Genomic DNA, 10,013 nt, shown 5'->3' on the forward strand with positions numbered 1-10,013 from the left:
GCGGGTTCTTGGGGGCTGCGGCCTGAATGACCGGGCGCTGTCACAGGAGGTCATGATCCGCGCCATGCAGTCGTCATTGCCGGTGTAGGCCGCCGGCGCGCTGCTGGGTACGGCGGTGGGTGCGCCGAGCTATTTCACCTGGTCGCAGGCTGGCATCGACCGCAGGCGCAGCGCTGGGTCGGAAATGCGTAACACGCGCCGCATGCACTGGTCGTAGCCTGGCGAGGTTGCAGTGCCCATGGGTGGCGCCTTGGTGGTGGCGACAGGTAGCTGCGAGGAGGTGGAGAGAGCAGCATTGAGTTTGGCTCCGCTCAATACTGTGCCCAGGGCCTGGCGGCCGCCCTCCAGGTAGTCGGTTATCTGGCCGGACCAGGTGGCGTCCTGGGTCATCAGCTGCTCACCTTGCTCGTTGTACACGGACGCTGTCAGGTCATAATCGAAGCGGGCGCGCATATAGGTGTCACTCTTCCATTGCTTGATGCGCAGGACCAGCAGGCGCTGGCTGGCGTCTTCGGCTTTGCTGCCCGGGTAATTCTGATCCTGGGCGTTGACCGAAGCCTTCCTCAGGCCGGCAATCACCGCTTTCTGCAGATCCGTGGCAAGCGGCAGGCCGCTGTAGGTATTCATATTGAACGGGTTGTAGTAACCGCCACGTACCGTTCCGACATAGTTTCGTTCCTTGCCGCCAGACAGGACATAGGGGCGCTCGTCGACCACCGACACCGCAATGGTCTTGTCGGAGTTGAGGGCCAGGGTTGGGACGGACTGGGTGTAATCCACGCGTTGGCCAAAGGCGCAGCCGGTCAACTGCATAACCGCCATCAGCAACAAAAACGCCCTGAGCATCGCCATCCCATCACTCCCGTTTCTTTAATAGCGTCGCGACGACTGTCGCGGGGCTCATGCCCTTGGCCACTGCGTCGGCTGCTGATCAGGTACGCATTTGGGTAATGGCAATTTACCATAGGGCGCTCGGGTTTTTATAATCCAAAACGCATGCGCGCTGCTCGACGCACGGTCGAGGTATAGCTGCCGTGCGGTCTTCAGCTGCGCCCCGGCGTATTTGGCCGGTCGGCGAGGTGCGGCTGGGCGGTCAGGGCATTTCAATAAGGCAGGAGCAGTCGTATGTGGAAAGCTATGGTCGTTACCCTGGGGGTGTGGGCGGCGTTGCCAGCCGTTGCCGGTTTGGTCGAGTCCATACCGGACAAGGTCTGCCCGACGTTGCTGAACCTGGGGTTGGAGGGGCGCGAGTGGCAGGAGGGAGCAGGAGGCTTCAGTTGCACCAGTGATCGTGTGGCCTTTGAGCCCACCAACAGTACCCTGAGTTTTTCCGCTGCGGGGGATGTCACGCAGGTGGCCCAGGTTCTGCTGGTGCTGGATATGCCGAGTTTGCCCGGATCGAGCCAGGAATTCAGCTTGCGCAACATCCTGGGGGCGGCGGCCTCGGACATGGCGGTCAAGGTCCTTGGCGCGCCGCTGTCCAGTGAGGCGCGCAAGGTGATTGCCGACGGCGTGGCGCCCACCATGTTCGTGGTCGGCTCCGGCTCCGTCTATATGACCCGGGTCGATACACCGGACGGCCAGGGGTACGCGCTGCAGTTGCTGCTGAAGTAGGGCGTCAGGGTTCGCCTGTGACGTTCGCCCATGCGCGCTACGCTACAGGGGATGCCACCGGGCATCGTCGGCCAGGAAGGCCACCCTGACGAGGGCTGAACATGGACATCAAGACCCGCAAATACGTGCTGATCGCCAAGGTGCGCAACTACATTCGCACCACCGCGCATATCCCCTCGGACCCCAACAAGGCCGCTGACGCGTTGTTCTTCGCGCTGCTGCAGGATTGGGAGCGGCTCAGCGAGCAGAGCCAGAACAAGCTGATCGAGGCCATGGCCATACTCTGTTGTGGGCATGAAGCCCAGGAGCGTGCGCAGGCGGAGACGCTGCGAATCCTGCGTGGCCTGATGCGCGGCGGCTGAGTGCGCCACCTCATGTGCGGCGCCTGGAGAGCAGGAGAGAAGATGCAGATCATTGAAATTTATCTGCAATCTGAACGTCCTAGACTGCTCGTTCACCTTATCAAGGGCACCCCCGTGAGCCGAACAGTACGCACATTGCGCAAAACCCTCGACGCCGTCGCCAGCCACAACGAGAGTGCGGCGCTCGAGGTGATGCGCGCCATCGACCGACTGGACGACGAACTGCTGCGCCAGCGCCTGTTGAATGTGGTGCATCGCCTCAACCAGGACGCCGACGAGTTGCGCGTCGCCAAGGGCGAGGTGCAGGACGTGTCGAGTCGCCGCGCGTGAAGCGCCTGGCTAGCGCTCGCCGTTCTGACATATTTGTGCTCTTTACTTAGTCTTTACCGACAGCTGACAAGATGCTGCGGTCCAAAAAAAGGTCTCAGATTGATTCCCTGAGTAGGTACGTGTTGAGTGTGATCCATGCTCCCTATGCCCGGCCCGCGCGCCGGGTATTTTTTTGCCCGTGCGCCGGGGTGCTTGATGCGGGTTGGTACCGGCGCGTCGGAGCGGGGGCGGGCTGCCGCGCCAAGGCGCGTCGAGACCGCCCTACATCTGCGCAGCGGCATGCTGTACGCGGGGCGTATGTCTTGTCCTCGGGCGGTAGGGCTGCGCATCAAAATCATCGTCGATGTTTAATATCATAATGATATTAATGCTCCATTAAACTTCGCTCGAACTCTTTAGGAGGTCCGTGCTCCAAAAATAACCTTCAGCGCGCGAGGTTATTAGTTATGGTCAGGGAAACGGATCACTATCGTATTTACCAAACACCTTTTGGCTGGAAGCTGCGTAAGGGCGGAAACCCCCGCGCAACTCGCGTTGCCGACAGCAAAGAGGAAATTATTCGCCTGGCCTTTGAGTTGCTGGGCGATCAGTTCGACTCCATCAAGATCTACCGTGCCGATGGCTCGTTGCTGGAAGAGCGTTCGTTCGGTACGTTCGGTTCGTTCGATTCGGCATCGGCGTCTTAACCGTACAGGAGTCTAGTATGGTGCTTAATTCAGAGGGTATGCCTGCGCACCCGGATCGGGGTCCGTCGTCGGCGGCCGCTTGGCCAAGCCCAGCGCAATCCGAGTTTGCCCTGTTGTATGAGCAGCGTCTGCAGGCTGTAGCGTTACCGATATTCGAGCGGGCGCGTCAATTATTGAATGCCCAGGGTGTCGCGGCTCATGTCTTACACGGTACCGGGCCTGACGGGCTGGTGCGAGTGGCCTTGTGTGTCGAGTTGGCTGGGGTATATCAGCCCGAGCCGGCCCAGCATTGTTATTGCATCAAAGCCGACCGGCAGTTGGGGCGGGTTGTTTATGAGCAGCGGGTGGAGGGTGAGTCGACCCAGTTCACCGCCGAGCTGGCTTCGCTCAATGAAACCGTACTCAACACCGAGTTGGGTCGGTTCCTGATCAGTCGCTGTGACCATTCGATCGATTTGCTGGCCGAGCACAAGATCGGATTCTAACCCGGTCGGGCGGTACTGGTGCGGTCGGCCGGCGCAAGCGCGGGGCAGCGCAGGGGGTCAGTGTGCCGCTGCGAGCGTGGTGTCCTTTGCCGGGTTCGGCTGTTGGGTCCTGATTTCGGCCTGGGCAAAGGCCAGGTCTTCAAGAAAGGCCTTGCCCAGCGAGCGCACCTTCTCCTGGCTGCAGCAGTCGTCCGAGCGGATGCCGACGATCGAGAACGAGTCATTGTCGGCGCGTCCCTTGAACTGGAAAACCAGACTGCCATCGGTCAGCCGACTGCATACCGCCTGGTAACTGGGCATGCACTCTTCCAGCAGTTTCTCGATTTCATGGGGATGAAGCTGGATAGTCATGGAAGCCTCCGATAAGACTGCCTTGAGAAGTCAAACTTAGCAGGACGCGTTATTCTGTAAATAGTGGCGATTGGCCGAGTTTCTGTATTTTGCCAATAATAAAAATAATCGTGGCGTAACCAAGCTTGTAAGGGGTGGTGTGGCCGATGGTGTTCACGTGTTTAAGCGTGAGTGGCCCGACAATTTAATGTTTCGTTGGGTTTAATACGATGGCGATAAGTCGACGGGGTGTGAGCGGAGTGCTGTTGCCGTCCATCTCGACTGCCGCTCAGGACAAGCAAGAGATTGTTCGTCCTGGGTGATTTTAAATACGGGAATAACGGTTTTCTTATCCGCAGGAGCCGGCGTTATTGGTCTGCCTACACAAGCAGCCTGCCCCTTGAAACAGCAGTCGTTCGCACCCTGTGGCCGTAACGGCCGCTGTCGACGCAGCTAACTTGCCAGTCGCGCGGCGGCGAAGGCCAGGCCGGCCAGTACGGCAGCGGTGCCAATGTACCATTTGGTTTGCGCCAGCATGGTCTCGGATACCGTGCCTTTGAGCTCTGCGATCATAATGCCGACCGCGGCCATTTCCGCCTTGGTGGTGGTATTGGCGCCCAGGGCGTCAAGTTTGCTTTCAACGCGAACCAAGCGAAGCTGTATATCGGGTAATACAGCTTCGAGTTTCTCCACGCGCTCTTTCAAGTCACCGTCTCCAGGCGGTTGTCCACCGGTACTATCTCCTGCGACGTTACCGCCACGCGTGCGGTAGGTCCAGTCCATGCTTTTGCGGATGGGGGCGATATTAGGGTTCATCGGGGCCTCCAATCTGGAAGTGGGCGTGGACATTGATCAGTGAGGTGTGCACCAGGAACCCGCAGCGCGGGCATTCCATCAAGGCGCAGGGGGTGAAGTCGGCCGGCCCGAATGCCTGGGGCAGTTTATAGACCAGCATATTCGGGTCATCGCCGTCGATTTCGGTAAAAAACACCCATTCACCCTCGTGCGGGCACAGCGGGCATTTATTGACCCGCCCGACCGAGGCCAGGTAGCTCATGAATTTGCTGGCCGGAAAGGTCAGTTCGATCATCGGGTAGTTCAGGGAAATCTGGTCTTGAGGTTCTTGGTCCATGGGTAAGGCATCCTGTGCGCAGCGGACGAGTCGCGTGGGTCTTGTTGCGGGCAGTAACGGGGTCGCGGCAGGGGCGGGCGGCTTGGGCTCGGGAGCGAGCGCCGCGGCCGTGGGTTCACACGGCGGATAGCGTCCGGGGCTGGGTGGGCCCGGGTCGGCAGGGTGTGGAAGGCGATGCTGCGGGCGCCGGGGCGGCTGGTCGTTGGACGACCGCGCTGCGCGGCGGAGCGGCAGATGGAGGCAGGGCCCTGCTGGGGCGGGCGTTGGCTGTCTGTGCATACGCGTGTCCGTGCGTGAAAAAAGGCGCTCCTGCGCCCCTGGAAGCGGTCGACCATGGCCGGCCGTCCTTCACTCTAGCAGCCTGGCGCCGGCAGGCGGAAGCCGGCGCCACCTGCTGTCGCTCCTGGGGCAGGGTGTCTGCCCATGCCTGCAGGCAGGGGGGGCTGGGGAGGGGCGGCGATTTCGCCAGGGTTCGCGGGCGTTGCCCGCCCTACAAGAGCCACGGCCTGGGGCGCTTGGGTAGGGCGGGAGAATCCCGCGCATTTAGGTCGTCAGGATTCGTGGGCGTTGCCCGCTCGACGCAGGGCCGGCAAAGAGAGGGCGAGCATGCACCAGATGCGCGGCAGGCAGGCACCTGGCAAAAAAAAGCCCACCGCGTGGGGTGGGCTTCTGGCCGGTCAGGCCGCGCCGTTATTCTTCTTCAGGCGTGGCGGCCTGGCAGCCGAGCAGGTCGTCGTCGGTGATGGTCCAGGTTTCGGAAGCCTTGATCTTCACTTCCTTGACCACGCAGACGTCCTGCTCTTCGTCGACCAGGCGCACGTCCCACTTGCCGGCGGTGACGCCGGTCAGGGTCAGGGTCATGCCGGACATCAGCACTTCTTCACCCAGGTGGTCCGGGCCCCATTCCGTTTCGCTGCTAGGGGCGAAATAGACTTCGTTGATGTTCCACGATGATTCGTTCTTGACCTTCACCTCCGCGGCAAGCGCAGGCAGGGCAATCAGCATGGAGAGGGATAAGCCGACAGAGAAAATGCGCTTCATGGGAGTCCTTCGGGAGGTAAATGGAGCATTCAGTGTTATGGCCACCCGGGGCGGGCGACGGCGCGAGGCCGTCGCAAAAACCTGGGTTTCTCGATTTTTATAGCTGGGCTTGCGCGAGTACGCCAGGCGACCTGTGCCCCGGTGATCTCGCGTTGCGCAGTTTATCGGTTCGCTGTGCAAAAACCCTATAGAGGTCGCAGAAAATAAATATCCGTCGTGGTAGTAGCGCGCCTGGCGCGGGTGCTGTATGCCAACAACCGTACCTTGGTCGCTGGGCTGTGCTAAAGTACCGCCTCTGTTTCGCTGTCGTTGATTATTTATTCTTTGTTTTCAACGAGTTGAATCCGCGTTGCGGTCGCTGTGGCGGCCGTGTCCGGGTCGATCAGGGGGTGCGCGCAAGCGGCGCCTCTCGCGCGCTATGGAGCCTGTGTATTATCCATTTCCAGTGACTGCGGTTCGGTTCAGGTTAGCCGCAAGGCTCCTGCCACTGTAAGGCGGGTTACCCGACGCTGGGAAAACGCAGCGCGTTAGGTCAGGCGACGCCTGGTCAGCACGGATGCACCGAAAGGGGCAGTCCGCGCTGGCTGGAGTGAACCTGGCCTGGCGCCGCGGTTTTCCCGGGGTTGGTGCCGCCGAATCGCGTACTGGCACAACCCAACCCACGTGACCTTTGGTAGGGGTCACCACTAGGAGAGGAAGCGCCATGCCTGTTATCACTCTTCCCGACGGCAGTCAGCGTACATTCGATCACCCGGTTTCCGTAGCCGAGGTGGCTTTATCCATTGGCGCGGGCCTGGCCAAGGCCACCATCGCCGGCAAGGTCAACGGGGCGCTGGTGGATGCCAGCGACCTGATCAGCGATGACGCCACGCTGCAGATCATCACCGCCAAGGACGAGGAGGGGCTGGAGATCATCCGTCACTCGTGCGCCCACCTGGTCGGTCATGCCGTCAAGCAGCTGTATCCGACCGCCAAGATGGTCATCGGCCCGGTCATCGAGGACGGCTTTTACTACGATATCGCCTTCGAGCGCGGGTTTACCCCTGACGACATGGCGGCCATCGAAGCCCGCATGAAGCAGCTGATCGACAAGGACTACGACGTCATCAAGAAGATGACGCCGCGCGCCGAGGTCATCGAGCTGTTCACCGCCCGTGGCGAGGACTACAAGCTGCGCCTGGTCGAGGACATGCCCGAGACCCAGAGCATGGGCCTGTACTTCCACGAAGAATACGTCGACATGTGCCGTGGTCCGCACGTGCCCAACACGCGTTTCCTCAAGGCCTTCCAGCTGACCAAGACCAGCGGTGCCTACTGGCGCGGCGACTCGAAGAACGAGCAGCTGCAGCGCGTCTATGGCACCGCCTGGGCCGACAAGAAGCAGCTGGCCGCCTATATCCAGCGCATCGAGGAAGCGGAAAAACGCGACCACCGGCGCATCGGCAAGCAGCTCGACCTGTTCCACACCCAGGAAGAAGCGCCGGGCATGGTGTTCTGGCACCCCAACGGCTGGACCCTCTACCAGGTGCTGGAGCAGTACATGCGCCAGGTGCAGCGCGAGAACGGCTACGTCGAGGTGCGCACGCCCCAGGTGGTCGACCGCATCCTCTGGGAGAAGTCCGGCCACTGGTCCAACTACGCCGAGAACATGTTCACCACTTCGTCGGAAAACCGCGATTACGCGGTCAAGCCGATGAACTGCCCCTGCCATGTGCAGATCTTCAACCAGGGCCTCAAATCCTACCGCGACCTGCCGCTGCGCATGGCCGAGTTCGGGGCCTGCCACCGCAACGAGCCGTCTGGCGCGCTGCACGGCATCATGCGCGTACGGGCCTTTACCCAGGACGACGCGCATATCTTCTGCACCGAAGAGCAGGTCAAGAAGGAAGCGGCCGACTTTATCAAGCTGACCCTCAAGGTCTATGCCGACTTCGGTTTTCGCGACATCGCCATGAAACTGTCGACCCGTCCGGTCAAGCGCGTCGGTTCCGACGAGCTGTGGGATCGCGCCGAAGGGGCCTTGGCCGACGCGCTGAACGAGTCCGGCCTGACCTGGGAATACCAGCCGGGCGAGGGCGCCTTCTACGGGCCGAAGATCGAATTCACCCTGCGCGACTGCCTGGGGCGTAACTGGCAGTGCGGTACCCTGCAGTACGATCCGAACCTGCCGGAGCGCCTGGATGCCAGCTTTATCGCCGAGGACAACCAGCGCAAGCGGCCGGTGATGTTGCACCGCGCCATCCTCGGTTCCTTCGAGCGTTTCATCGGCATGCTGATCGAACATTACGCGGGGGCTTTCCCTGCGTGGCTGGCGCCGACCCAGGCCGTTATCCTGAATATCACCGATAAGCAGGCCGATTTTGCCCTCGAAGTGGAAAAAAACCTCACTCAAAGCGGTTTTCGTGCCAAGTGTGACTTGAGAAACGAGAAGATCGGCTTTAAAATCCGCGAGCATACTTTGCTCAAGGTTCCCTATCTCCTGGTTATCGGGGACCGTGAGGTGGAGATGCAAACCGTCGCCGTGCGTACGCGAGAAGGTGCTGATCTGGGCTCGATGCCCATCGCCCAAGTCGCTGATTTCCTCGCTCAGGCGGTTTCCCGGCGTGGTCGCCATGATTCGGAGTAATTATTATTAAGCGTGAAATGAGACAAGATAAACGAGCTGCACCGAAGGCCCCGATCAACGAGAATATCTCGGCACGCGAGGTTCGGTTAATTGGCGCTGACGGCGAGCAAATTGGCATCGTCTCGATTGATGAAGCGCTTAGAATCGCCGAAGAGTCCAAGCTGGATCTGGTCGAAATTTCCGCGGATGCGATCCCGCCGGTTTGCCGAGTCATGGACTACGGCAAGTCGATCTTCGAGAAGAAGAAGCAGGTCGCTGCGGCGAAGAAAAACCAGAAGCAGATTCAGGTAAAAGAAATCAAGTTTCGTCCAGGGACGGAAGAAGGGGATTACCAGGTAAAACTACGCAACCTGGTACGTTTCCTGAGTGATGGGGACAGGGCCAAGGTATCCTTGCGATTCCGCGGCCGTGAGATGGCCCACCAGGAGCTGGGGATGGAGCTGTTGAAGCGGGTCGAAGGTGACCTGCTCGAATACGGCTCGGTCGAACAGCATCCGAAGATGGAAGGACGCCAACTTATTATGGTCATCGCCCCCAAAAAGAAGAAATGACCACCAGGGCACGGCAGGCCTTGCGGTTATGTTTATCAACTGAATGCGGAGTATCCGAACATGCCAAAGATGAAGACTAAAAGTGGTGCAGCTAAGCGGTTTTTGAAAACTGCTAACGGCATCAAGCACAAACACGCTTTCAAGAGCCACATTCTGACCAAAATGTCGACTAAGCGTAAGCGTCAACTGCGCGGTAGCAGCTTGCTGCATCCGTCTGACGTTGCAAAAGTCAAGCGCATGCTGCGCCTTTGCTGATTTTTTGATCAAGAATAGAGGAAGTAACTCATGGCTCGTGTAAAGCGTGGCGTCATTGCCCGTAAGCGTCACAAAAAAATTCTGAAACTTGCTAAAGGCTACTACGGCGCGCGTTCACGCGTATTCCGTGTTGCCAAGCAAGCGGTAATCAAGGCAGGCCAATACGCCTACCGTGACCGTCGTCAGAAAAAACGTCAGTTCCGCGCTCTGTGGATCGCTCGTATCAACGCTGGTGCACGTATCAACGGTCTGTCCTACAGCCGTTTCATCGCCGGCCTGAAAAAAGCGTCCATCGAGATCGACCGTAAGGTTCTGGCTGATCTGGCAGTGAACGAAAAAGCGGCGTTTGCTGCGATTGTCGAGAAAGCTAAAGCCACTTTGGCCTAAGTCCCCGACAATCACCGGGTTCCGGTTTTTCCGGACCCGGTGTTAAACGTCATAAATAGGGGAAGAGCCTTAAAGCTCTTCCCCTATTTCGTATCTGGAGTCTGTACATGGAAAACCTGGACGCGCTGGTCTCGCAAGCTCTTGAGGCTGTGCAGAGCGCTGAAGATATCAATGCCCTGGAGCAAATCCGGGTTCAATACCTTGGCAAGAAAGG

The 10,013-nt window shown here is 59.7% G+C and carries 14 protein-coding genes and 1 pseudogene; 10 read left to right on the forward strand and 5 right to left on the reverse strand.

All coding sequences use genetic code 11. The features are described from left to right. Nucleotides 1-129: 129 nt before the first annotated feature. Complete coding sequence (locus ABWY06_RS05230) at nt 130-852, reverse strand: YajG family lipoprotein (protein WP_353924512.1); 723 nt, start codon at nt 850-852, stop codon at nt 130-132. A 273-nt stretch (nt 853-1,125) separates the two neighbouring features. Here ABWY06_RS05230 and ABWY06_RS05235 point away from each other — a divergent pair, with 273 nt between their 5' ends. The 5 genes from ABWY06_RS05235 to ABWY06_RS05255 all read left to right on the forward strand — a co-directional run bounded on the left by ABWY06_RS05235 (nt 1,126) and on the right by ABWY06_RS05255 (nt 3,477). Beyond that, nucleotides 1,126-1,614 (forward strand): hypothetical protein, encoded by a 489-nt coding sequence (locus ABWY06_RS05235; RefSeq protein WP_353924513.1) that lies wholly within the window; start codon nt 1,126-1,128, stop codon nt 1,612-1,614. Between the two features lie 101 nt (nt 1,615-1,715). Continuing rightward, a complete protein-coding gene (locus ABWY06_RS05240; protein ID WP_353924514.1) occupies nt 1,716-1,976 on the forward strand; it encodes a hypothetical protein in 261 nt (86 codons plus the stop codon). A gap of 114 nt (nt 1,977-2,090) precedes the next feature. Next, nucleotides 2,091-2,306 carry a hypothetical protein gene (locus ABWY06_RS05245; protein WP_353924527.1) on the forward strand — a complete coding sequence of 72 codons (216 nt, stop codon included), beginning with the start codon at nt 2,091-2,093 and terminating at the stop codon, nt 2,304-2,306. Between the two features lie 446 nt (nt 2,307-2,752). Then, nucleotides 2,753-2,992 (forward strand): DUF2188 domain-containing protein, encoded by a 240-nt coding sequence (locus tag ABWY06_RS05250; protein WP_353924515.1) that lies wholly within the window; start codon nt 2,753-2,755, stop codon nt 2,990-2,992. A gap of 17 nt (nt 2,993-3,009) precedes the next feature. Further along, complete coding sequence (locus ABWY06_RS05255) at nt 3,010-3,477, forward strand: hypothetical protein (RefSeq protein WP_353924516.1); 468 nt, start codon at nt 3,010-3,012, stop codon at nt 3,475-3,477. A gap of 57 nt (nt 3,478-3,534) precedes the next feature. Here ABWY06_RS05255 and ABWY06_RS05260 read toward each other — a convergent pair whose 3' ends face one another. The 4 genes from ABWY06_RS05260 to ABWY06_RS05275 all read right to left on the reverse strand — a co-directional run bounded on the left by ABWY06_RS05260 (nt 3,535) and on the right by ABWY06_RS05275 (nt 5,980). Further along, complete coding sequence (locus ABWY06_RS05260) at nt 3,535-3,828, reverse strand: hypothetical protein (protein ID WP_353924517.1); 294 nt, start codon at nt 3,826-3,828, stop codon at nt 3,535-3,537. A 432-nt stretch (nt 3,829-4,260) separates the two neighbouring features. Next, nucleotides 4,261-4,623: a hypothetical protein gene (locus ABWY06_RS05265; protein ID WP_353924518.1), complete on the reverse strand. Its 363-nt coding sequence runs from the start codon at nt 4,621-4,623 to the stop codon at nt 4,261-4,263. Further along, on the reverse strand, nt 4,613-4,939 hold the full coding sequence (locus ABWY06_RS05270; protein ID WP_353924519.1) for a hypothetical protein: 327 nt from the start codon (nt 4,937-4,939) through the stop codon (nt 4,613-4,615). Before ABWY06_RS05270 ends, ABWY06_RS05265 begins: the two co-directional genes overlap by 11 nt. A gap of 690 nt (nt 4,940-5,629) precedes the next feature. Beyond that, on the reverse strand, nt 5,630-5,980 hold the full coding sequence (locus tag ABWY06_RS05275) for a hypothetical protein (RefSeq protein ID WP_353924520.1): 351 nt from the start codon (nt 5,978-5,980) through the stop codon (nt 5,630-5,632). A gap of 703 nt (nt 5,981-6,683) precedes the next feature. Here ABWY06_RS05275 and thrS point away from each other — a divergent pair. From thrS to ABWY06_RS05300, 5 genes and pseudogenes are all read left to right on the forward strand, one after another. Next, nucleotides 6,684-8,606, forward strand: coding sequence for a threonine--tRNA ligase (gene thrS / locus ABWY06_RS05280; RefSeq protein WP_353924521.1), 1,923 nt, complete (start codon nt 6,684-6,686; stop codon nt 8,604-8,606). Continuing rightward, nucleotides 8,606-9,157, forward strand: a complete 552-nt coding sequence (infC, locus tag ABWY06_RS05285; RefSeq protein ID WP_172979313.1) for a translation initiation factor IF-3 — start codon at nt 8,606-8,608, stop codon at nt 9,155-9,157. Before thrS ends, infC begins: the two co-directional genes overlap by 1 nt. Nucleotides 9,158-9,217: 60 nt before the next feature. Then, nucleotides 9,218-9,412 carry a 50S ribosomal protein L35 gene (gene rpmI / locus ABWY06_RS05290; protein ID WP_003442181.1) on the forward strand — a complete coding sequence of 65 codons (195 nt, stop codon included), beginning with the start codon at nt 9,218-9,220 and terminating at the stop codon, nt 9,410-9,412. A gap of 30 nt (nt 9,413-9,442) precedes the next feature. After that, nucleotides 9,443-9,799, forward strand: a complete 357-nt coding sequence (rplT, locus tag ABWY06_RS05295; protein WP_007905879.1) for a 50S ribosomal protein L20 — start codon at nt 9,443-9,445, stop codon at nt 9,797-9,799. A 107-nt stretch (nt 9,800-9,906) separates the two neighbouring features. After that, nucleotides 9,907-10,013, forward strand: a pseudogene (locus tag ABWY06_RS05300) (phenylalanine--tRNA ligase subunit alpha); the annotation flags it as partial.

This window comes from Pseudomonas sp., from assembly GCF_040514055.1.
Taxonomy (GTDB): domain Bacteria; phylum Pseudomonadota; class Gammaproteobacteria; order Pseudomonadales; family Pseudomonadaceae; genus Aquipseudomonas.

Excerpts from the sequence above, each read along its gene's own strand:
- ABWY06_RS05265 (WP_353924518.1), bottom strand. The coding sequence starts at position 4,623 with ATGAACCCTAATATCGCCCCCATCCGCAAAAGCATGGACTGGACCTAC.
- ABWY06_RS05230 (WP_353924512.1), bottom strand. The coding sequence starts at position 852 with ATGGCGATGCTCAGGGCGTTTTTGTTGCTGATGGCGGTTATGCAGTTG.
- ABWY06_RS05260 (WP_353924517.1), bottom strand. The coding sequence starts at position 3,828 with ATGACTATCCAGCTTCATCCCCATGAAATCGAGAAACTGCTGGAAGAG.
- ABWY06_RS05240 (WP_353924514.1), top strand. The coding sequence starts at position 1,716 with ATGGACATCAAGACCCGCAAATACGTGCTGATCGCCAAGGTGCGCAAC.
- ABWY06_RS05275 (WP_353924520.1), bottom strand. The coding sequence starts at position 5,980 with ATGAAGCGCATTTTCTCTGTCGGCTTATCCCTCTCCATGCTGATTGCC.
- rplT (WP_007905879.1), top strand. The coding sequence starts at position 9,443 with ATGGCTCGTGTAAAGCGTGGCGTCATTGCCCGTAAGCGTCACAAAAAA.
- thrS (WP_353924521.1), top strand. The coding sequence starts at position 6,684 with ATGCCTGTTATCACTCTTCCCGACGGCAGTCAGCGTACATTCGATCAC.
- ABWY06_RS05250 (WP_353924515.1), top strand. The coding sequence starts at position 2,753 with ATGGTCAGGGAAACGGATCACTATCGTATTTACCAAACACCTTTTGGC.
- ABWY06_RS05255 (WP_353924516.1), top strand. The coding sequence starts at position 3,010 with ATGGTGCTTAATTCAGAGGGTATGCCTGCGCACCCGGATCGGGGTCCG.
- rpmI (WP_003442181.1), top strand. The coding sequence starts at position 9,218 with ATGCCAAAGATGAAGACTAAAAGTGGTGCAGCTAAGCGGTTTTTGAAA.
- ABWY06_RS05235 (WP_353924513.1), top strand. The coding sequence starts at position 1,126 with ATGTGGAAAGCTATGGTCGTTACCCTGGGGGTGTGGGCGGCGTTGCCA.
- ABWY06_RS05270 (WP_353924519.1), bottom strand. The coding sequence starts at position 4,939 with ATGGACCAAGAACCTCAAGACCAGATTTCCCTGAACTACCCGATGATC.